Consider the following 20126-nt stretch of genomic DNA (forward strand, 5'->3'; position numbering starts at 1 on the left):
CCGACCTGGCCCTTTTCCCCCGAAAGCAGGGGCGTTTTCCACAGGTGGCGGCGGTCGGCCCGAGCTGCCGGAGGGGTCCTGGCTCGGCGCTGCGGGAAAGGCCTCTCCCCCTTGACCACGCCCCCCGGGGGGTACCGCAGCAGCGGCCACCCCCGGGCGGCGGCCGGGAAGCCGCCCTGCGCCGGGATTCTCAGCGGCGGTCCCTTGGGACCGGCCCGGTGGGGGTCGCTTTGACGCGGGGGGCGGCCCCATGGCCTGATGGGGGGGACCGACGACCAGCGCCGTATGAGCCAGATTCCCGACCACGCTCCCCGCACCGTGAGCATCGAGAACCAGATGCCGGAGGACCTGTTCGAGGCGATGCGGGAGTTCATCCGGGTGCACCCCCAATGGGACCAGTACCGCCTGATGCAGGCCGCCCTCGCCGGTTTCCTGGTCCAGCACGGCAGCCACGACCGCGCCGTGGCCCGCCACTACCTCAACGGCCTGTTCCGCCGCGAGCCCGCACCGGTGGAACACCCCCCTTCTAGGGTGGTTTCTGACCGTCTTGATCCTTCCTCTTGAGCGCCGGCACCCTCTACGACAAGGTCTGGGAGCTGCACCGCGTCGCCGATCTCCCGGGCGGAGCCACCCAGCTGTTCATCGGGCTGCACCTGATCCACGAGGTCACCAGCCCCCAGGCCTTCGCCGCCCTCGACGATCTGGGCCTGTCGGTGCGCCACCCCGAACGCACGGTCGCCACGGTCGACCACATCGTTCCCACCACCTCCCAGGCCCGGCCCTTCGCCGACCCCCTGGCCGAGGAGATGCTTGCCACGCTGGAGGCCAACTGCGCCAGGCACGGCATCACCCTCCATGGCCTCGGCAGCGGTCGCCAGGGGATCGTGCACGTGATCGCCCCGGAGCTGGGGCTCACCCAGCCCGGCATGACCGTGGCCTGCGGCGATTCCCACACCTCCACCCACGGCGCCTTCGGTGCCATCGCCTTCGGCATCGGCACCAGCCAGGTGCGTGACGTGCTCGCCAGCCAGAGCCTGGCGATGGGCAAGCTGAAGGTGCGCCGGATCCGGGTGGAGGGAACCCTGCAACCCGGCGTCTATGCCAAGGATCTGGTGCTGCACGTGATCCGCACCCTGGGGGTGAAGGGCGGCGTGGGCTACGCCTACGAGTTCGCCGGGCCGGCGATCGAGGCCCTGTCGATGGAGGAGCGGATGACGCTCTGCAACATGGCCATCGAGGGCGGGGCGCGCTGCGGCTACGTCAACCCCGACGCCATCACCTTCGCCTATCTGAAGGGCCGGCCCCATGCCCCCGCCGGCGAGGCCTGGGAGCGGGCCGTCGCCTGGTGGAGCGCCCTCGCCTCCGGTCCCGACGCCGTCTTCGACGACGAGGTGGTGTTCGACGCGGCCACGATCGCGCCCACCGTCACCTGGGGCATCACCCCGGGGCAGGCCATCGGCGTCGATGAGGCCGTGCCCACCCTCGAGCAGACCGACAGCGACGAGCGGCCGATCGCCGAGGAGGCCTACCGCTACATGGATCTGCGCCCCGGGGCGCCGATCGAGGGGTTGCCGGTGGATGTCTGTTTCATCGGCAGCTGCACCAATGGCCGCCTCAGCGACCTGCGGGCCGCCGCCGCCGTCGCCCGCGGCCGCCAGGTGGCGGCGGGCATCAAGGCCTTCGTGGTGCCGGGCAGTGAGCAGGTGGCGGCCGCCGCCGAGGCGGAGGGCCTCGATGCGGTGTTCCGTGAGGCCGGCTTCGAATGGCGCGAGCCGGGCTGCTCGATGTGCCTGGCCATGAACCCGGACCGGCTCGAGGGGCGCCAGATCAGCGCCAGTTCCAGCAACCGCAACTTCAAAGGGCGCCAGGGTTCCGCCTCCGGCCGCACCCTGCTGATGAGCCCGGCCATGGTGGCCGCGGCGGCGGTGAGCGGCCACGTGGCCGACGTGCGCCGCCTGATCGCCACCCCTTCCTCCCCCGAGCCCGCCCCCACCCCCGCATGAGCGCCACCCCCTTCCCGGCCGGACCGATCCAGCACTGCCAGGGCCGCGCTGTCGTCGTGCCCGGCGACGACATCGACACCGACCGGATCATCCCGGCCCGCTATCTCAAGTGCGTCACCTTTGACGGGCTGGCGGAGGGTGTCTTCGCCGATGACCGCCGTGAGCGGGCCGGCGACCACCCCTTCGACCGGGCCGTCAACCAGGGCGCCGCGATCCTGGTGGTCAACCGCAACTTCGGCTGCGGCTCCAGCCGGGAGCACGCCCCCCAGGCGCTGATGCGCTGGGGCATCCGGGCGGTGATCGGCGAGAGCTTCGCCGAGATCTTCTTCGGCAACTGCCTGGCCCTGGGGATCCCCTGCCTCAGCGCCGACCACGACACGGTGCTGGCCATCCAGGCCGCCGTCGCCGCCCATCCCGGCGCCCTGCTGCAGCTCGATCTCGAGCCGCCCCAGGTGACGCTGCAGGCTGACGGCGAGGCTCTGGCGTGGCCCCTGGAGCTGGCGGCCGGCCCGCGCCGCATGCTGGTGAGCGGCGAGTGGAACGGCACGGCCCAGCTCGTGGCCCACGACGCCGAGCTGCGGGCGACCGCCGGCCGGCTCCCGTATCTGGCCGGCTTCGCCACCGCCTAGAAGGGGCGCTGCAGGACCCCCTGGGTGGGGTGGTAAGGGATGAAGGGCGTTCCCGGCCCCTGGAAGTTGAAGTCGTTCAGCCGCACGCGGATGCCGCCCAGCCCGTCATAGGGGCTGTAGTAGACGCCGATCTCGTAGGAGCGCCGCTGCCAGCGCAGCTCCAGGTAGGAGCCGGTGACATCGCCATAGAACCCGGAACTGGGATCGACGTTGAAGCCGATGCCGCCGCTGAAGACGAGCGGCCCAATGATCTGCTGGGAGAGGCCGATGCCGACCGTGCCCAGGTCGACGGCCCGGTCGAAGTTCAGCGGGCTCTGGCCCTGGCGCAGGGTGATGCCGCCGGTGACGGTCAGCTGGGTGTAGTCGAGGAAGGGCTTCTCGAAGCGTCCCAGGGTGAGGGTGGGCCCTCCGGAGAGGCCGATCGTGTTCTGGTTGGTGCCGTCACTGAAGTAGGCGGCCACCCCGAGCAGGTTGGCGTTGAAGCGCAGCCCCGGCACGATCGGCACCGGTGAATTGGCCAGGGAGACCACCGGCGGACTGGTGGTGGGCTTGCCGGTCCAGATCGGGTAGGAGAAGTTGAAGGAGCCGATGGCGTTGGCGCGCCACACATCAAGCAGACCGGTGCCGGTGGTGGGGTTGGCCTGGAAGTTGCCCACCCCCATGCGCCAGTAGTAGCTGCGGCTCAACTTGCCCCAGCTGGGCAGGCTTCCCTGCTGTTCCAGCGAGACGCCGTAGGCGGAATAGACGTCCTGCTCGCCGAGGGAGCCGTTCCAGGTGCGGAAGCGGTAGGCCCCGAACAGCCGCATGGTGCTGAAGCCCAGCACGGGCACCTTCACCAGCCGGGAGAGGTCGCCGAAGCTGCGGGTGCCGTTGGCGAAGTTGTCGGGATTGAGGGTGGAGATGGAAAGGCGGGCATCGGCGTTGAACCCCAGCACCGGCCCGGTGAGACGGGCATCGAAGCCGAAGTAGTCGCCGGTCTTGGCCGGCTGCTCGAAGATGTTGGTGGAGCCGGCCGGCGATCCGGGCAGGGGGTAGGCGTCGGTGTTGCCGGTGTAGAGGCGCTGGACCATCACCTGCGGCTGCAGGTTGAGGAGCCCCTTCTCGCCGATCTTGATCGGGATGTTGTAGCCGAGGAAGAAGCCGTCCCGGTCCTCCCGGTCGTTGCCGATCACCAGGGGATTGCTCACCTCGTCCTGCTTCTGGATGCGGCGCTGGCGCGCCACCCGGATCGGCAGGCGATCCTCCAGGCGCAGTGTGTTGCGGCGCGCCTTCACCAGGGTGTCGCCGTTGGGCAGCAGGGTGATGACGACCTTCTCCGAATCCATCCACGACTGGGCCGGCGTGAACGGGTCGTTGGTGAAGCCCACCCGATCGCCGGAGAGGGTGTTGGGGGTGATCTTGAGGCGCCGGGCCTGGATGCGCCAGCGGCTCACGGTGCCCTTGATCAGCTCCTGGTTGCCTTCGGTGGTCTGGTCCTTGAGCTGTTCGGGGCGGGTGGTGCCGAAGTCGTTGGCCACTTCCGGCGTGGTGAACTCGCGCGGGAAGCCGAAGCGTCGCTCGGCCTTGAGGCTGCGCTCGAAGGTGACGTTTTCGACCCGCTGGGGGATCCGGGCGATGGCCTCGCGGCGCAGCCGTTCCTGATGCCGCGCGTTGCGCCAAACCCCACCTTTGTCCTCAACCGGCTGGACCGGGGGCTTCGGGGCCGGCTGGCCGCTGGTGCCGGTCCAGCCCGGCCCCATCGTCACCTGCTCGAGCTGCTGGGCCAGGCCATCGGGCTGTTCGCTGGCCAGGGGCGGGGCGTCCGGGCAGCCCTGGGCGGGGGGCACCGGCAGCGGCTGGCTGGTGGGCCTGTCGGTGCCGAAGCGGTAGCGCAGGCCCACCAGATAGGCGTTGCTGCCCTCGCTGACGCCGCTGAAGGTGCCGTAGGCGCCGGAGCGGTGGTGGATGCGGCCGACGGCCGACCAGCGGGGGGTGACCAGCGCCTCCACCTCGAAGGCCAGGTAGTTGAGCAGGCGCGCCGAGTTCTGACGGAAGGTCTGCTCGTAGTTGCTCTTGGCGGTGAGGACGCTCAGGCCCTCCACGAAGAAGACGTTGAGCCAGGGCCGCAGCCACAGGCGCAGACCGATGCCACCGGTGACCTCACCGAAGTTCTGGGCGGGGGTGTCGGAGAAGGGGACGGCCTGGTTGAAGCCGCCGCCCGGCTGGGCGCTGGCCCGGTGGCCGAGCAGGTTGGCATCGAACTCCAGCGACAGGGGCCCGGCCTGGAAGAGGCGGCGCTGCAGGCCGATGCCGCCCAGGTATTCGGGCCGGAAGCGGCCGCTGAAGGTGAAGGTGTCGCCGAATTCACCGGCATACATCTGGCCGGCCCAGGTGGTGACGGCCCAGGGGTAGGGCTGCCACTGGGGCACGGCCGGATAGGTGGGCGTGCAGCTGATCGGCTCCGGCGCAGGCAGGGGCTGGGAGGCCTCCTGCTCGAGGTCGAAGTCCTCCTTGGTGGAGTCGAGATCGATGACGCCGTAGACGTCGTCGATCTCCCCCACCCCCTCCAGCAGGGCATAGCGGAGGCGGCTGCCCTGGAGATACTGCTGGCCGCGCTGGAAGCGCACGTTGCCCACCGCGAAGATGGTGCGGGTGCTGGCCTCAAACTCCAGCCGGTCGGCCAGCAGGCGGCCACCGGCGAGGCGGGCCATGACACTGCCGCTGGCCACGAAGCGCTGCAGCTGGCCGTCGTAGCCCTGCTGGTTGGCGGTCAGCTCCAGCTCCAGGGGCATGGCGTCGCCCGCCGGGGCGGCGTCAAGACCGGCCACCGGCGCCGTCGTGGCGGCGGGGTCGGCCGGGAGCGGTTCCGGAACGGGCTGGGGGGTGACCGCCAGGGGGCGGCGTCGGGGAGCCGGGGGCTGAACGGCGGGCGATGGCTCCGCTGAGGGCTCCGCTGAGGGCTCCGCTCCGGCTTGGGCCCCTGCGGGCGCCGCGGGCTGGGGCTCGTCGTCGAAGGGATCGGGGGTGGAGGGGGCTGCCGGCGCCGGCGCCGCGGGCTGCGCCTGGGCGACCTGAAGCATGGAGGGCGTCTCCGGCCGTGCCTGGACCGGGGCGGCGGTCATCGCCAGCACACCGGACATCCCCAGCCACAGGCCCAGCCCAGGGGTCAGGCCTTCAGGGGCCTGGCGGCGTCCCGAGCGGGGGTGGAGCACCACAGGCAGCGGATGGGCAGCGAGAACGCGGCCGATCCTGCCATGGGAGTTCGGGGTCGACCCCCGCGGCGGTCCGGTTTCCGGACGGGTGGCGGGCGGGGCCGCCGCCGAAGGGGTCAGTCCTCCAGGTCCTTGCGGCTGGGGGAGCGGGTGGGATCGCTGGCCAGGAAGCCGAAGACGAAGATCCCGATGAAGAAGAAGACGACGGAGTAAACCGAGATCTTGAGAGCGAGCATGGTCTGTCCGGCGGGTGACAGGGAGTGACAGGCGCCGGTACGGGTCTCAATGACCCCTCGGCAGCCGCATCATCTTATGGGTGGTGGTTGGCCATCCAGGCTGTCCGATGCCGTTTGGCGGGGGCAACCGGCTCCGATTGAAACGTTTCGGTCACGTTCCCCATGCCCCGGCCCCTGGATCTCCAACCCCTCTGGCAGGCCATCCAGCCCGGGGGCGGAAGCGGTCCGGCGCTTGGGGGGGAGTGGGGGCTCCGCCACCGTCCCGACTGGGCGGCCCGGGGCCTGATCATCTGGCCGCGGGGAGGCCAGTGGTGCCATCTGCGCCTGCACTGCCCATGCCCGGAGGCCTGGGCCCCCCTGGCCGAGGGCGCCCGGGCGCGGCTGGCGCTGCGCTGGTGGGCCGACAGCGCCGAGCTCTGGGTGGATGGCGAGCGCATCCACAGCGGCGATCTGTTCGACACCGCCTGCCGCTGGCCCCTGCCCGAGCGCTGGTGGCGGGGGGAGGCCCTGGACCTGGAGCTGCGGCTGCGCAGCCCTGTGCACGACGACGGCGCCCTGATCAGCAGCCGCATCGAGCTGGAGCCCCTGGATCCGGCCGATCCCCTGGGCCTGCTGGCGGCCACCGCCGACGAGCTGCGGCAGCTGCGCCGTGAGCACCGGCACGACGGGGCGCCGGGGGAGGGGGTGATTCAGGTGCTGGGCCACGCCCACCTCGATCTGGCCTGGCTGTGGCCGGTGGCCGACACCTGGCAGGCGGCGGAGCGCACCTTCGCCTCCGCCCTCGATCTGATGGAGCGCTTCGAGACGCTCCACTTCGGCCATTCCACCCCGGCGCTCTATGCCTGGCTGGAGCGCCACCGTCCGGCCCTGTTCGAGCGGGTCCGCCGGGCCATGTGGGAGGGCCGCTTCGAGCCGCTCAATGGTCCGTGGGTGGAGAGCGACTGCGTGCTGCTCTCCACCACCTCGCTGCTGCGCCAGTTCCAGGAGGGCCAGGCCTACAGCCTGCGCACCTTCCCGGAGTGGAGCCACCAGCTGGCCTGGCTGCCGGACAGCTTCGGCTTCGCCGCCGGCCTGCCGGCGCTGGCGGCCGCCACCGGGCTGCGCTGGTTCTGCACCCACAAGCTGGCCTGGAACGCCACCAACCCCTTCCCCCACCGGCTGTTCCGCTGGCGCAGCCGCTGCGGGGCCGAGGTGCTGGCCCTGATGACGGCGCCGATCGGCACCGACGGTGATCCGGTGGCGATGGAGCGCTACCGGTTGCAGTGGCAGCAGGCCAGCGGCTGCGCCGATGCCCTGTGGCTGCCCGGGGTCGGCGACCACGGCGGCGGGCCGACCGCCGAGATGCTGGAGCAGCTGGCGCTCTGGCAGGAGCAGCCCGTGGCCGCCGGCCAGCGCCACGGCACCCTGCGCGCCTACCTGGAGCCGCTGGAGTCACTGGCGGAGCAGCTGCCGGTGTGGCGCGACGAGCTCTACCTGGAGCTGCACCGAGGCTGCCCCACCAGCCGGCCCGACCAGAAGCGCCACAACCGCACCCTGGAGCGGCTGCTGCGGGAGGCGGATCTGGCCGCGGCGCTCTTCGGCAGGCCGGCGCCGGCCGCCACCGACGACTGGCGCACCCTGCTGTTCCAGCAGTTCCACGACATCCTGCCGGGCACGGCGATCCCGGAGGTGTTCGAGCAGGCCGAGCCCCAGTGGCGGGGCGCCCGCCGCCGGGCCGCCCGCCGCCGCGACCGGACCCTGCGGCTGGGGCTGGCGGCCGCGGGGCCCTGCGCTGCAACGGCCGGGGCTCCCGGGAGCGCCGCTGAATCCTGGTGCGTCGTGCAGCTGCAGCCGCTGCCGGCCCAGCCCCGCACCGTGCGGCTGCCGGCCGGCGACTGGTGGCTGGCGGCGGCGGACGGTGAGCGGCGGCTGGCGGGGCAGCCGGCCCCCGGGGGCGGCCAGTGGCTGCAGATCCCCGACCTGGAAGGGGTCGGGGTGCGGCGCCTGCGGCGGCAAGCGACGGATGCCGGCAGCGGCGGCGAGGCAGCGGCCACCCCCGTGGCGGGGGCGGTGCGCCTGGAGCGGGTCGCCGGCGGCGGGCCGGACCACTGGCGGCTGGGCAATGGGCTGGTGTCGGCGTTGATCGGCCCGGCGGGGGTGGAGCAGCTCTTTGATGGACATGGCCGGCCCCAGCTGGCGGGGCCGCTGGCCTGGTGCCGCTGGCGCGACCGGGGCGAGTTCTGGGATGCCTGGGATCTGGCCGCCGACTACCGCGAGCACCCGCTGGCCTGGACCTGGGAGGGGGTGCCGCAGTGGCTGGAGACGGGGCCGCTCTGCGCCCGGTTCGTCTGGCGCGGCCGCTGCGGCGAGAGCCCGGTGCGCCTTGACGGCCGCCTGCTGGCGGGCAGTCCCTGGCTGGAGCTGGTGCTGGGCACCCAGTGGCGGCAGCGCCACGAACTGCTGCGGCTGGAGATTCCCCTGGCCGATCCGGCCTGCCGCTGGGCGGCCGACACCGCCGGCGGGGTGATCGAGCGGCCGGCCACGGCCCGCACCGCCCGGGAGCGGGCCCGCTGGGAGATCAGCGCCGTCAGCTGGATGGCCGCGGTGGGCCCGGGCCGCGGCGATGGGCTGGCGGTGCTGCTGGATGGCCCCCAGGGGGTGTCGGCGACGGAGGAGCGCCTGGGGGTGTCGTTGCTGCGGGCGCCCACCTGGCCCGATCCCGGCGCCGACAACGGCTGGCAGCGGCAGCGGCTGGCCCTGCTGCCCTGCCCCGGCGGCTGGCGGGCGGCCGCCGCGCCCCAGCAGGCCACCCGGCTGCGGGAGCCGCTCTGGTGCCGGCCGATGGCACCGGGTGCCGGCGCGGGCGCTGAAGCTGGGAATCAGGCCGAAACGCTGTTCCCGTCCCTTGGCGAGGATCTCCAATTGGTGGCGCTGCGCCCCCTGGGGGCGGACGACGGCGCGGAAGCCGGCGGCTCCGTGCTGCTCAGCGTCCAGAACCTGGGGCCCTGCCGGCGGTGCTTCTCAGCCGGCCCGGACTGGAACGTGCTGGGGAGCTGCGATGCCCTGGGACAGCCCCAGGGGACCGAGCCGCTGGCACTGGGCCCGTGGCAGCTGGGCCACTGGCGGCTGGGGCGCGTGCCGGCGGGGAGCGCGACGGCTCAGTCGTCGTGATCGTCGAAGGGATCGGTGAGGCCCTTGGAGGGCGGGCCAAAGGCGGTGTAGACCCCGAAACCGGTGAGGGCCAGCAGCACGGCGAGCACCGCGAGGGCCACGGAGAGGGCGGGGGAGCTGGTGGCGGCGGGATCCATGGAGGGCTCTCAGGCGGGGCAGGGGGCGCGGGGTGGCGAGGCTTCGGGCCTCGCGCTTCCGTCACAACTCTCGACAGCCCATCTCGGTGCGGCCGGCAAGACCCTTACAGTAAGCACCGCGATCCCGTGCCCGAGAGGTCCGAGCTGCCATGGCCCAACGCACCCGTCTGGGAAACCTGCTGCGCCCCCTGAATTCCGAGTACGGAAAGGTGGTGCCCGGCTGGGGTACCACCCCCGTGATGGGCGTGTTCATGCTGCTCTTCCTGGTGTTCCTGCTGGTGATCCTGCAGCTGTACAACAAGTCCCTGCTGCTCGAGGGCATCAACGTCAACTGGAACGGCGTCGGCTGATTCCTCTCGCCCCCTGTCCATGAACATCTTCGGCATCGGTCTGCCCGAGATGGCGGTGATCGCCGCCATCGGGCTGCTGGTCTTCGGACCCAAGCGCCTGCCCGAGCTCGGCAAGACCCTGGGGCGCACCTTGCGCGGCTTCCAATCGGCCTCGCAGGAGTTCGAGAAGGAGTTCCGCACGGCCGTGGGCACCGAGCAGCCGATCGACATCTCCGGTCCCCCTGCCGCCGTGCCGCCTGCTGCCGAACCTGCTGCGATCACGCCCGCTGCCGATCCGGCAACGCCGGCGGTGGTGGTCGAGGAGAGCGCCGCACCCTCCAACGGCCCCGCCAGCTGAGGACGGCCATCCGTTGGATCTGCAACTGCTGGTGGGCCTGGGCAATCCCGGCCCCCGCTACGCCGACACCCGCCACAACGTCGGCTTCATGGTGCTGGAGCGGCTGGCCCGCGCCGGTGGCGCCAGTTTCCGCAACCAGGGCCGCCTGCACGGGCTGCTGGCCGAAGTCGGCCAGGGGAACAGGCGGCTGCGGCTGCTGATGCCCCAGACCTTCATGAACGACAGCGGCCGCTCGATCCGCGCCGCCCTCGACTGGTTCCGGCTCGAACCGGCCCAGATGCTGGTGCTGGTGGACGACATGGACCTGCCCCTGGGGCGCCTGCGGGTGCGGGCGGCGGGCGGCGCCGGCGGCCACAACGGCCTGCGCAGCACGATCGCCCACCTGGGGAGTGAGTCTTTCGCCCGGCTGCGGATCGGCATCGGCGCGCCGGGCGAGACCCCCGAGGAGCGCCGGGCCCGCACCGTGTCGCACGTGCTGGGCAAGTTCTCCGCCGCCGACCGGCCGGTGCTGGAGACGGTGCTGGAGGAGGTGGAGGCAGGCATCGACCTGATCCGGCGGCTGGGGCTGGAGAAGGCGGCCAACCGTTTGAACAGTTTTCGCGCCGATCCGCCGCCATCCTGAGAGCATCGACACCATCCCGTGAGCCGCCTTCCCGCCACCACCGCACAGCTGCGGGTGCTGCGCCAGAGCTTCAGCCCCTGCCTGCTGGAGGGGGAGATCAGCGCCGGCGGCTTCCAGTGGCGCTTCCGCTGGGCCTTCGACCGGGGCGAGCTGCAGGTGGAGCCGTCCCTGGGGCGCGCCCTGATCCAGGACGCCCTGCTGCGCTTCCTGCTCAAGGCCGACTACCAGCTCGAACCGGGCGGCGACTACGTGTTCACGGTGCGGGCGTCGTTCTGATCAGCTCCCGCCCCAGGCGCCGCTCCAGCAGCAGCTGGGCCACCACATCGTCGTAGTCGCGGGGGGGCTGGCGCAGGCCCAGGGGGAGGAGCCGCCGCCAGCCCCGGGCGGGGAACAGCTCCCAGTAGCGGCGCCGGGCCGCCAGGGTGGTGCCCCGCTCATCCACCAGCTCCACCGGCAGCAGGGGCTCCAGCCGCCGCCGCCAGGGGCCGCTGCCAGTGCCGTCGCCGATCACCACGGCCGCCAGGGCCTGCTGGCGGTGCCACTGCTCCAGCCGCTCCCAGGCCGCCTCCGGGGGCAGCACCAGGGCTTCACGGATCTCGCGGCAGGCGGGATCGGTGAGCACCAGGCCGCACTTGCTGCGGCCGGGATCGAGCCCCGCCAAAGGGCCGGTGGTCATGGCCGCACCGCCACCGTCATGGCCGCCCCGGCCGGGTGGCTCCGGCTCCGTCCTTGCGGGGCCAGCGCAGCTCCACGGTGATCGGGTCGGGGGTGTCGGCGTTCTGGGTGGCCACGGCCTCGAGGTTGGCGGTGACGCCGGCGGGGCGCTCGCTGAGGTCGCGGGCCAGGGCGTTGATGCTGGCGGCATCGAACTGGAGGCCGTTGGCCAGGGTGCCCTGGCGCTGGACCTTGGCGAAGGCGGCGGCCAGCAGCAGGTTGAGGCGGCTGCGGACGGCTTCGGGGTCGCGCACGTCGGGCTCCAGGGAGGTGCGGGAGAGGACCTCCCCCTGCTCCACCACCTGACGGTTGGGGCGCAGGTCGGGGAAGGCGAGCACCTGGGCCTCGCCCCGCAGCACGTTGGCGGCCGAGCGGATGCTGACCACCCAGGTGCCGGGGGTGGCGAGCAGCGATTCCAGCCGGGTGATGTCGCTGCGGGGCACCAGCAGGATCTGACGGTTGGGGGGCTGGCCGGGCAGGAGTAGCTGGAAAGCGGCCCGGTTCGACTCCTGCAGCAGGGCATCGATCACCTGCTTGGCCTGGTCGGGGCGCTGCAGCTGCACCTTGGCGGTGGCCAGGGGCTGGCCGCTGGCGATCACCACGTCGCCGCGGCGCAGGGCGATGACGTTGGTCTCCAGGTCCTTGAGCTCCTTGGCACCGGCGGCGATGCGGCGGCGCACATTGGCCAGTTCGGCCTCGGTGCGGCGGATCTCGGCGTCCCGGCCCTGCACCTCCCGGCTGAGCCGGGCCCGCTCGGCCTCCAGCCGGGCGCGCTGGGCCTGCAGGGGCTGGAGCTCGCGGCGCAGGGTGTCGACGCGGCGCTCGGCGGCCACCAGCTGGTCGCGGGCGCGGCGCTGGCTGGCCAGGGCCTGGTCCCGGCGGCGTTCGGCGGTGATCAGATCGAGGCGACTGCGCTCCAGCTCGCCGCGGGTGCGGGTCAGTTCCCCCTTGTTGCGCTCCAGGGCGGCGCGGCTGTCCCGCAGGCGGTCCTGGATCTGGTCGAGCTCGAAGAGCCCCACCCGCAGGCGCTCGCTCACCAGCAGCATCAGCCCCAGCGACACGGCACTGATCAGGCTGCCGGTGAGCACCGTGATCACCACGGCGGTCTTGCGGGGCCGCAGGTTGAACAGGCTGAGGCGCGCCTTGCCCACACGGCTGCCCAGCCGGTCGCCCAGGGTGGAGAGCACTCCGCCGAGCACCAGGAGCGCGAGGATCAGCAGCCAACCCGACACCTTCCGAGCCCCGGTTCCGCGATCCACCAAGTATCCATGCCGGTGGCCTCACGGCACCCGGCCGGGGCCAGCCGATCCGCTGAATCTCAGCTGAACCGCTTGGCCAGGGCGATGGGATCGAAGACGGTGATCTTCTTGCGGTCGATCTGGACCAGGCCGTCGTTGCGCAGGTCGCCAAGGAGGCGGGTGATGGTGACGCGGGTGGAGCCGATCGCCTCGGCGATGGCCTGGTGGGAGAGGCGCAGGTCGATGGTGATCCCCTCGGCGCCGGGAACGCCGAAGTCGCGGCAGAGCACGAGCAGGAAGCTCACCAGCCGGGAGGACATGTCCCGGTGGGTGAGGGTCTCGATCATGGTCTCGGTCTGGAGGATGCGGGAGGAGAGGCCCTGCAGCAGCAGCAGGCCGACGCTGGCGTCCTGCTCGATGGCGCGCCGCACCGAGGTGGCCGGGGCCGTGACCATCTCCACCCGGGTGAAGGCGATGGCGTGATAGAAGCGGTCGGAGCGCTGGCCGGTGAGCAGGGAGAGCACCCCGAAGAGGCTGTTCTCGCGCAGCAGGGCCACGGTGATCTCCTCGCCCGACTCGTAGACGCGCGAGAGGCGCACGGCGCCGCGCCGCAGCAGGTAGACCCGCTCGGCCGGGTCGCCGGGGAAGAAGATCGTCTTGCCGCGCTCGATGGTCTCGACGCTGCTGCCGGCCAGGCCGCGGATCACGTCCAGCAGGGTGGTGGCCAGGGCGCCGGGGGCGCCCATGGGGGTCACGGAGCCGGGGGATCCGCTGGAAGGGCTGCTGGGGTAGCGGCTGAAGCCACGCGTAGCGCCGACCATCAAGGCGTGGCGATTGGTGATGAACCTATGGATCGGTCTGGCCGATCCATGTAGCCAATGACACTCTTTAGCCGGTCGTGGTGCCTGGCGCCACAGCCAGGGCCTGGCGCTGGGCCTCCTGCAGGTCACGCAGGCCCGGTTCGGCCAGATCCAGCAGGGCGTCGAGGCGGGAGCGTGAAAAGGGGGCGCCCTCGGCGGTGCCCTGGATCTCCAGCAGCCGGCCCTGCTCGTCCATCACCACGTTGAGGTCGACCTCGGCGCTGGAATCCTCGGAGTAGTCCAGATCCAGCAGGGCCCGGCCATCCACCAGGCCCACCGACACGGCCGACACCTGCTGGCGCAGGGGCGAGGCGGCCAGCACACCCTGGTGCTGGAGGCGCTCCAGGGCGGCGGCCAGGGCGATCCAGGCGCCGGTGATCGAGGCGGTGCGGGTGCCGGCGTCGGCCTGGAGCACGTCGCAGTCGACCAGCAGGGTGCGCTCGCCGAGGGCCTCCAGATCAAGGGCGGCCCGCAGGCTGCGGCCGATGAGGCGCTGGATCTCCTGGGTGCGGCCGGAGAGCTTCATCAGCTCGCGCCCCTGGCGGCTGGGGGTGGAGGCGGGCAGCAGGCGGTATTCGGCGCTGAGCCAGCCGCTGCCGGAGCCCTTGCGCCAACGGGGCACCTCGGGGTCGAGGCAGACGCTGCAGAGCACGCGGGTGCGGCCGGCGGCGAAGAGCACCGAGCTGAGGGCGAAGCCCATCGGGTCCCAGTCGACGGCCACCGGGCGCAGGGCATCGGCGGCGCGGCCGTCGTTGCGGGGGGCGTCGGCGGGAGTGGTCACGCGGCCTTTGGCGGAGCCGGGCCAGCGTAGGTGGCGCCGGTGGTACGTCTGTTCCCAGCCACTACCGATGGTGTGCCGGGCTGGCGAGGGCCGCTACATTCGGGAGGTGAGCGGCCGGGGCGATCCGTCCGGACCTTTCACACCAACGCTTCCGTGGGGTGTCCATGACCGCCAGCCTCATCGACCCCGGTCACCCCCGGCGCACGGCCACCCCGGCGCGCACCGAGCCGCTGGCCCTGGTGCCGCCGCTGAGGCTGGTGAGCCAGCCGGAGGGGCTGCTGCAGATCCACACGGCGCCGTTCCGGGGCAGCTTCGCGGCGGTGTTCAGCCAGGCCCTGCGCAGCGCCGGGCTGGGCAGCCGGGTTCTGGTGAGCCAGTTCCTCAAGGGGGGCGTGGAGCAGGGGCCGGCGGGCAGCCTGACGCTGTGCGGCCGGCTGGAGTGGCTGCGGCCGGGCACGCCCCACTGCCTCGATGGGCCGCCGGGGTCCCAAGGGGAGGAGGGGGCCACGGCCGAGGAGGCGCTCGAAGCGGTGGCGGAGGTGTGGGAGGTGAGCCGCGAGCGGCTGCTGAAGGGGGATCTGGATCTGCTGGTGCTCGATGAGCTGGGCCTGGCGATCGCCCTGGGGTATCTGAGCGCCGAGGCGGTGATCGAGGCGCTTGAACAGCGGCCGGCCCATCTGGATGTCATCCTGACGGGCCCCTCGATGCCGGCCAGCCTGATGGCGATGGCCGATCAGGTCACCCAGTTGCGCCGCGGCGGCTGACGCCATGCTCAAGAACGACCACTGGATCAACGAACAGGCCGCGGCCGGGATGCTGGAGCCGTTCCAGCCGACGCTGGTGCGCCACCTGGATCCGGAGGGCCGCACCGGGCCGGTGCTGAGCTTCGGGTGCTCGTCGTATGGGTACGACCTGCGGCTGTCGCCGAAGGAGTTCCTGATCTTCCGCCATGTGCCCGGCACGGTGATGAACCCGAAGCGGTTCAACCCGGCGAACCTGGAGCCGGCGCCGATGCACAGCGACGAGGACGGCGATTACTTCATCCTGCCGGCCCATTCCTACGGGCTGGGGGTGGCGCTGGAGAAGATGAAGGTGCCGTCGAACATCACGGTGATCTGTCTGGGCAAGAGCACCTACGCGCGGCTGGGCATCATCGTGAACACCACCCCCGCCGAAGCCGGCTGGGAGGGCCACCTCACCCTGGAGTTCAGCAATTCCTCCGGTGCCGACTGCCGCATCTACGCTGGCGAAGGCATCTGCCAGCTGCTGTTCTTCGAGGGCGACCCCTGCGCCACCACCTACAACGACCGCCAGGGCAAGTACCAGCACCAGCCCGAGCGGGTGACGCTGGCGAAGGTTTAGGTGGGGAATGGAGGGATGGATCTGCGAGGGGATGGAAGGGACTTCTGTAGCGTATCGGACAAGTGGTTGTCGGGTCCGTCTAGATCGTGTGGCCGGGGCGAGTCCATGGCGCTCATTGTCTCCGGCACAACGGTTCCGGCGAAATGGCCTGCTCAAGATCGACGTTTTTTACGGCTGCGGAACTTGGATGAGGGTGGATATCGGAACCTTTGAACAAAGCATTAGCCACACAACAGGAGCTTTGTAATGACACGCAGCGATGATGTCGATCTTGAACTGGAACTTGAGGAACTAACGCCTGATGAACGACAAGAGGCAGAATTCGTCGCTGCTGGAGCTGTCCTAAAAGAGCGTGCTTTACAGGCTGGTCTGAGTGTCAAGGAGGCTCCGATTGAGGGTGGGTCGTCTTGGCTAAGGTTGGATATCAAGTCGTCGCGCAGCACTCGCCCGGTCATACTCTTGAGTGCGGATGATATCAATAAGCTTCTTGCTTTCGACTTCGAGAACTATGTCTTTCTGCGACAGTATGAAGCGATTGCATCGTATGCCAATCGCACTATTGAGGCCGCGCTCCGTCCAGTTGGGGTGGGCCTTACTCCTACTTCCTTTGCTTTTCGCCGTCTCTTCGGCAGTGCTGGGGGGCGTGAGTCTTTTGATATTTCAGATGTCGAGATAAGTCTGCCAGCTTCAGCGATTGGTCTTCCGAACATTCGCATTGGACCTGCAAGTGATTCATTTATGGCACTGGCAGGAAGATATAGTCGACTCACTATCACACTTTCTGGATGCAACATTAGCAATCATGACGAATCACTCAAGCTGCTCCTAAAAATAGCTGACGCTTTGTTCTTTCAGATCGATATGATGACGGGCATACCAGTTCATCTAGAGAGGGAGCGCCGACGAAAGCGCCAGCGTAGGAGCAGGTATCGCACTGACCTCTCTACAGCACTTGAGTATCCGAAAAATGAGTACGATGAAGCACCAGCATCACTGTATTGGTATGGCCGTAGCGCTTCTGGAATGCCACTTCTACAGTTCCTCGCCTTTTATCAAGTTGTCGAGTTCTATTTCCCAGTATATGCAGAGGCAGAAGCTAGAAGGAAACTCAGAACTATCTTAAAAGACCCCACTTTTCGTGGTGATCGCGAAGCCGATATTGGGCGACTGCTGATAACTATCCAAGGCAGCAGAACAGGCAGCCTTGGCTCAGAGGTGCAACAGCTCAAGGCCACAGTCAATGAGTGTGTTGATCCGCAAGAGCTGAGAAACTTTCTCTCGTCTGACGAAGACCGGAAGGGGTTCTATAGTTCAAAGTCGCAGTATCATAGGATTCCAATTGCAAATCCTGATTTGAGTCTCGACTTAAGAGCGGATGCTGCAGTGCGGATCTATGATATTCGCTGTGGCATTGTTCACACCAAAAGTAACTCTTCGGAAGATATCCTCCAGCTTTTGCCTTTCTCAAAAGAAGCTGATGACCTAGTGCATGATATTGAATTGATGGAGTTTGTAGCCAGGTCAGTATTGATAGCATCAAGCGCGCCCTTTGGGGTCGGTGGTTAACATCGCGATTCCGAAGGTGGAGGCGATCATGTCCGGACAAACGCCATGATTTCTGCTCGCCACTGATCACGAGAGTTATTCCTCTAAGCCGCTACTTCAGTTCCAGATCAACTCGGTGATGCGAAGGTGACTGTTCTCGACGAACTCCTTGAGTGGTCCCAGGACCGACCGGCTTGGCAACGGAATGCGCTGCGCCGCCTCGTTCTACATGGCGAGCTCTCGGAGGATGACATCCGGATTTTGACGGACGTCTGCAAGAGCACGCATGGCCTCTCCGAACCCCAAGACGCTCTGCCGCTAGGTAGGGAGCACCTGCCCAAGACCGTCGCGAATAGTCCAGCAGTCTCGCTGGTCTCCATCTTCCATCGCCGTGGTGTGAACGCCCTCGCGGAAGATCAGAAGCTCAATCTCGCGCCCGCTCTCACGGTTGTCTACGGCGATAATGCCGCTGGAAAGACGGGGTATATCCGGATTCTCAAGAGTGCTTGTCGCGCCAGGGGTCAGGAGCAGATCCTGGGGAACGTCGTCACCGGCACGGCACCACCGTCCGTCGAAGTGTCGATCAAGTACACGGTGGGGGCAGATCCGGAACCCCGGGAGTGGGCAGGGGGTGGCGAGGATGCGTTCATTGCTCGGGTCAGTGTGTTCGACACACAGTGCGCAGCCGTCTACCTAACCGAGAAGACGGACGTTGCGTTCCGGCCCTTCGGACTGGACCTGTTCGACAAGCTTGTCCAGGCGTGCAGGGCCGTTCGCGTAAATCTTGAGAGCGACCAACGCGCCTTGGCGGTCAGTCCACTTGCAGCTCTGCTGCCGCAGGTTCCGAATGGTACTGCGGTGGCCAAGTTCCTTGCGAGCATCAACTCACTCACGTCTCCTGAAGCCGTCCACGAGATCGCAAACCTGTCTGGCGAGGAGCAGGAACAACTGGTCCTACTCGAGAAGTCACTGCTGGACCTGCAGGCCAACGATCCCGAAATGCTAATCCGCGCATTGAGCCTTCGCGCAGTACGTGTGAAGGCACTGGCTCGGCACCTCACGGAAGTGGAGGCGGCGCTTTCCGCGGAGGCTGTCAAGGCCGCCTTCGACGCGCGAACCGAGGTCCGGCGTAAGGCCGCAGAAGCCAAAAGGATCCGCGACGCGACGTTCCCAGTCTCCGTACTCGCTGGTACGGGTTCCGAACCGTGGAAGGAGCTTTGGGAGGCGGCTAGGCGCTTCTCGCAGGAGCAAGCGTATCCGAGCCAAGCTTTTCCCGTCGTGGACGGCAGCGCGCATTGTGTGCTGTGCCAGAGGGCCCTCGACGATGCTTCCGTGCAAAGGTTCCTCCAGTTTGAGGCGTTCGTGGTCTCCACGGTGGAGCGCGAACTACGGCAGGCCACGGGAACCTTCGCGGGGATGCGAAGCCACTTGCTCACTGTTGATATCACGACCGAGGCAGTCGCCGAGATGCTCAAGGAAATCCGATTCGAGAACGAAGCACTCGCGGATGCGATAAGTGCCGCGCTTGTGGCAAATGAGAAGCGCCGCGAGGCCGTCGCGTTCGCACTGACCGAAGACAAGGATCTGGCCCCTGATTGTCCATCGGTTGCGCCAGCTGCTCTTGAAGTCGAAGCACTTGTACGCCAGACCGAGGCTCGAGTCGAGTCCCTCCGAGCCAGCGGAAGCGCTGACACGCTTGCTATGACCGCCAAGGTCCAAGAACTCCGTGCTCGCAAGCTGCTCGCTCAGCAGGTGCCATTAATCATGAGCGAGATCGATCGCAAGAAGCGACTCGCGGCCTACGGACTGTGTGTGAATGACACGGCCACAAAAGGGATAACGCAGAAGAGCACTTCCGTGACGAAGACATCCGTGACTCAGAAGTTGAAAGATAGCTTTAGGAACGAGCTTGATAGTCTCGGCTTCCGTCATATCGAGGTCGAACTGAAGGAAGCCGGCGGCTCCGAGGGCATTCTCTATCACAAGCTGCTTCTGACTCGTGCGCCCGGTGTTGATCTACCTAGAGTGGTCAGTGAGGGCGAGCAACGCTGCCTGTCCATTGCAGCATTTTTCGCGGAACTCAGCACCGCCGATGAACCCTCCGGCATTGTGTTCGACGATCCTATGTCATCGCTCGACTACAGGTGGCGCGAGGGAGTGGCGCGGCGGTTGGTGCATGAATCAAAGAGTCGGCAGGTCATCGTGTTCACCCACGATGTCGTCTTTCTCCTGTTACTCAAGCAGATCGCCGAGGAAGAGGGCGTGACGCAGCTTGACCAGCACGTCCGCCAACTTTCAAAGGGCGCCGGTGTTTGTGCTGAAGAGCTCCCTTGGGTGGCGATGCCCATCAAGAAGAAGATTGGACACCTGAAGAAGGAATGGCAAGCTGCAGACAAGCTCTTTCGGGATGGCGAACAGGCCACGTATGAGAAGGAGGCAAAATATCTTTACGGCCTACTGCGTGAGGCTTGGGAGCGCGCACTTGAAGAAGTTCTTCTCGCGGGAACTGTCGAGCGGTTCCGCTTCGGTGTTCAGACGCAGCAGATTGGCAAGATTGCGGATATTACCGCCGAGGATTGCCGAACGCTAGATGCTGCGATGGGAAAGTGCTCGAAATGGCTGCCTGGCCACGATCAGGCACCGGCCGCGCGTGCGCCAGTGCCCGAGCCGGTGGAACTGAAGGCCGACATCGAGGGGCTGGAGGCTTGGGTCGGCGCGATCCGCAGCCGTCGGTGAGTGGATGCAGTGTTGTGGAAAGCCGGCATAACAACCGGTTGCAGCGGCCGGTCCGCTGCGCCCCATCGCTGTAGAGGAGCGTTGCTCTGCTGTCGAGCTGATTGAATGTTATTGTCAGATATTCAGGCGAGATTCCATAGACAGGCCCCGAGATGTATACGCATCTAGCTAGTAGTGTCTCGGGTGTAAATAAGAACTTGATAAGTGTGCCGCAAAAAGGCTCAAATCAAAGCCA

Annotated in this window: 19 protein-coding genes; 12 read left to right on the forward strand and 7 right to left on the reverse strand. The window is 68.4% G+C overall.

Translation table 11 applies throughout. The features are described from left to right. The first annotated feature begins 285 nt into the window (after positions 1–285). From KUG39_RS06365 to KUG39_RS06375, 3 genes are read left to right on the forward strand one after another with little or no spacing between them, the layout of a single operon-like run. Entirely contained in the window at positions 286–564 is a 279-nt protein-coding gene (locus KUG39_RS06365) for a DUF2811 domain-containing protein (protein ID WP_051017225.1), read from the forward strand. After that, entirely contained in the window at positions 561–2003 is a 1443-nt protein-coding gene (leuC, locus tag KUG39_RS06370) for a 3-isopropylmalate dehydratase large subunit (protein WP_216913650.1), read from the forward strand. The genes KUG39_RS06365 and leuC overlap by 4 nt, the downstream gene beginning before the upstream one ends. Next, complete coding sequence (locus KUG39_RS06375) at positions 2000–2632, forward strand: 3-isopropylmalate dehydratase small subunit (protein WP_216913652.1); 633 nt, start codon at positions 2000–2002, stop codon at positions 2630–2632. Before leuC ends, KUG39_RS06375 begins: the two co-directional genes overlap by 4 nt. Here KUG39_RS06375 and KUG39_RS06380 read toward each other — a convergent pair. Both KUG39_RS06380 and KUG39_RS06385 read right to left on the reverse strand, forming a co-directional pair. Then, a complete protein-coding gene (locus KUG39_RS06380) occupies positions 2629–5826 on the reverse strand; it encodes a DUF3769 domain-containing protein (RefSeq protein ID WP_216913653.1) in 3198 nt (1065 codons plus the stop codon). The genes KUG39_RS06375 and KUG39_RS06380 overlap by 4 nt on opposite strands. A 113-nt stretch (positions 5827–5939) precedes the next feature. Next, on the reverse strand, positions 5940–6059 hold the full coding sequence (locus KUG39_RS06385) for a photosystem II reaction center protein I (RefSeq protein WP_015109632.1): 120 nt from the start codon (positions 6057–6059) through the stop codon (positions 5940–5942). 162 nt (positions 6060–6221) lie between these two features. Between KUG39_RS06385 and KUG39_RS06390 the strand changes: the two genes are divergently transcribed. Next, positions 6222–9209: an alpha-mannosidase gene (locus KUG39_RS06390; RefSeq protein WP_216918257.1), complete on the forward strand. Its 2988-nt coding sequence runs from the start codon at positions 6222–6224 to the stop codon at positions 9207–9209. Here the strand turns inward: KUG39_RS06390 and psbN are convergent. Beyond that, positions 9197–9346 carry a photosystem II reaction center protein PsbN gene (gene psbN / locus KUG39_RS06395; RefSeq protein WP_216913669.1) on the reverse strand — a complete coding sequence of 50 codons (150 nt, stop codon included), beginning with the start codon at positions 9344–9346 and terminating at the stop codon, positions 9197–9199. The genes KUG39_RS06390 and psbN overlap by 13 nt on opposite strands. A 149-nt stretch (positions 9347–9495) precedes the next feature. Between psbN and psbH the strand changes: the two genes are divergently transcribed. The 4 genes from psbH to KUG39_RS06415 are packed head-to-tail and all read left to right on the forward strand — an operon-like array spanning position 9496 to position 10931. Further along, positions 9496–9696 (forward strand): photosystem II reaction center phosphoprotein PsbH, encoded by a 201-nt coding sequence (psbH, locus tag KUG39_RS06400; protein WP_015109629.1) that lies wholly within the window; start codon positions 9496–9498, stop codon positions 9694–9696. A 19-nt stretch (positions 9697–9715) separates the two neighbouring features. After that, positions 9716–10033, forward strand: coding sequence for a TatA/E family twin arginine-targeting protein translocase (locus KUG39_RS06405; RefSeq protein WP_216913671.1), 318 nt, complete (start codon positions 9716–9718; stop codon positions 10031–10033). A gap of 13 nt (positions 10034–10046) precedes the next feature. Continuing rightward, positions 10047–10655, forward strand: a complete 609-nt coding sequence (gene pth / locus KUG39_RS06410; protein WP_216913673.1) for an aminoacyl-tRNA hydrolase — start codon at positions 10047–10049, stop codon at positions 10653–10655. 18 nt (positions 10656–10673) lie between these two features. Next, on the forward strand, positions 10674–10931 hold the full coding sequence (locus KUG39_RS06415; RefSeq protein ID WP_015109626.1) for a DUF3146 family protein: 258 nt from the start codon (positions 10674–10676) through the stop codon (positions 10929–10931). Here KUG39_RS06415 and KUG39_RS06420 read toward each other — a convergent pair. The 4 genes from KUG39_RS06420 to rph form a co-directional block, all read right to left on the reverse strand. Next, a complete protein-coding gene (locus tag KUG39_RS06420; protein ID WP_216913675.1) occupies positions 10909–11331 on the reverse strand; it encodes a RuvC family protein in 423 nt (140 codons plus the stop codon). The two genes, KUG39_RS06415 and KUG39_RS06420, sit on opposite strands and share 23 nt — an antisense overlap. A 16-nt stretch (positions 11332–11347) precedes the next feature. After that, positions 11348–12601, reverse strand: a complete 1254-nt coding sequence (locus tag KUG39_RS06425) for a DUF3084 family protein (protein ID WP_216913676.1) — start codon at positions 12599–12601, stop codon at positions 11348–11350. 86 nt (positions 12602–12687) lie between these two features. Continuing rightward, on the reverse strand, positions 12688–13353 hold the full coding sequence (gene ntcA, locus KUG39_RS06430; RefSeq protein ID WP_416233167.1) for a global nitrogen regulator NtcA: 666 nt from the start codon (positions 13351–13353) through the stop codon (positions 12688–12690). Positions 13354–13495: 142 nt separating this feature from the next. After that, complete coding sequence (gene rph, locus KUG39_RS06435) at positions 13496–14248, reverse strand: ribonuclease PH (protein WP_216913677.1); 753 nt, start codon at positions 14246–14248, stop codon at positions 13496–13498. 164 nt (positions 14249–14412) lie between these two features. Here rph and KUG39_RS06440 point away from each other — a divergent pair, with 164 nt between their 5' ends. The 4 genes from KUG39_RS06440 (at position 14413) to KUG39_RS06455 (ending at position 19891) form a co-directional block, all read left to right on the forward strand. Further along, positions 14413–15012 (forward strand): cob(I)yrinic acid a,c-diamide adenosyltransferase, encoded by a 600-nt coding sequence (locus KUG39_RS06440; protein WP_216913678.1) that lies wholly within the window; start codon positions 14413–14415, stop codon positions 15010–15012. A gap of 4 nt (positions 15013–15016) precedes the next feature. Further along, a complete protein-coding gene (gene dcd / locus KUG39_RS06445; protein ID WP_094584423.1) occupies positions 15017–15610 on the forward strand; it encodes a dCTP deaminase in 594 nt (197 codons plus the stop codon). Positions 15611–15856: 246 nt separating this feature from the next. Further along, a complete protein-coding gene (locus KUG39_RS06450; protein WP_216913679.1) occupies positions 15857–17176 on the forward strand; it encodes a hypothetical protein in 1320 nt (439 codons plus the stop codon). Positions 17177–17302: 126 nt separating this feature from the next. Continuing rightward, complete coding sequence (locus tag KUG39_RS06455) at positions 17303–19891, forward strand: AAA family ATPase (protein WP_216913680.1); 2589 nt, start codon at positions 17303–17305, stop codon at positions 19889–19891. The last annotated feature ends 235 nt before the right edge of the window (positions 19892–20126 follow it).

The sequence above is a fragment of the Synechococcus sp. CCAP 1479/10 genome (assembly GCF_019038515.1).
Classification (GTDB): domain Bacteria; phylum Cyanobacteriota; class Cyanobacteriia; order PCC-6307; family Cyanobiaceae; genus Cyanobium.

Bases quoted from the DNA above. Each gene is read 5' to 3' on its own strand.
- psbN (WP_216913669.1), bottom strand. From the start codon at position 9,346: ATGGATCCCGCCGCCACCAGCTCCCCCGCCCTCTCCGTGGCCCTCGCG.
- psbH (WP_015109629.1), top strand. From the start codon at position 9,496: ATGGCCCAACGCACCCGTCTGGGAAACCTGCTGCGCCCCCTGAATTCC.
- KUG39_RS06440 (WP_216913678.1), top strand. From the start codon at position 14,413: ATGACCGCCAGCCTCATCGACCCCGGTCACCCCCGGCGCACGGCCACC.
- KUG39_RS06405 (WP_216913671.1), top strand. From the start codon at position 9,716: ATGAACATCTTCGGCATCGGTCTGCCCGAGATGGCGGTGATCGCCGCC.
- KUG39_RS06420 (WP_216913675.1), bottom strand. From the start codon at position 11,331: ATGACCACCGGCCCTTTGGCGGGGCTCGATCCCGGCCGCAGCAAGTGC.
- KUG39_RS06385 (WP_015109632.1), bottom strand. From the start codon at position 6,059: ATGCTCGCTCTCAAGATCTCGGTTTACTCCGTCGTCTTCTTCTTCATC.
- KUG39_RS06365 (WP_051017225.1), top strand. From the start codon at position 286: ATGAGCCAGATTCCCGACCACGCTCCCCGCACCGTGAGCATCGAGAAC.
- dcd (WP_094584423.1), top strand. From the start codon at position 15,017: ATGCTCAAGAACGACCACTGGATCAACGAACAGGCCGCGGCCGGGATG.
- KUG39_RS06390 (WP_216918257.1), top strand. From the start codon at position 6,222: ATGCCCCGGCCCCTGGATCTCCAACCCCTCTGGCAGGCCATCCAGCCC.
- KUG39_RS06375 (WP_216913652.1), top strand. From the start codon at position 2,000: ATGAGCGCCACCCCCTTCCCGGCCGGACCGATCCAGCACTGCCAGGGC.
- KUG39_RS06450 (WP_216913679.1), top strand. From the start codon at position 15,857: ATGACACGCAGCGATGATGTCGATCTTGAACTGGAACTTGAGGAACTA.
- ntcA (WP_416233167.1), bottom strand. From the start codon at position 13,353: ATGGGCGCCCCCGGCGCCCTGGCCACCACCCTGCTGGACGTGATCCGC.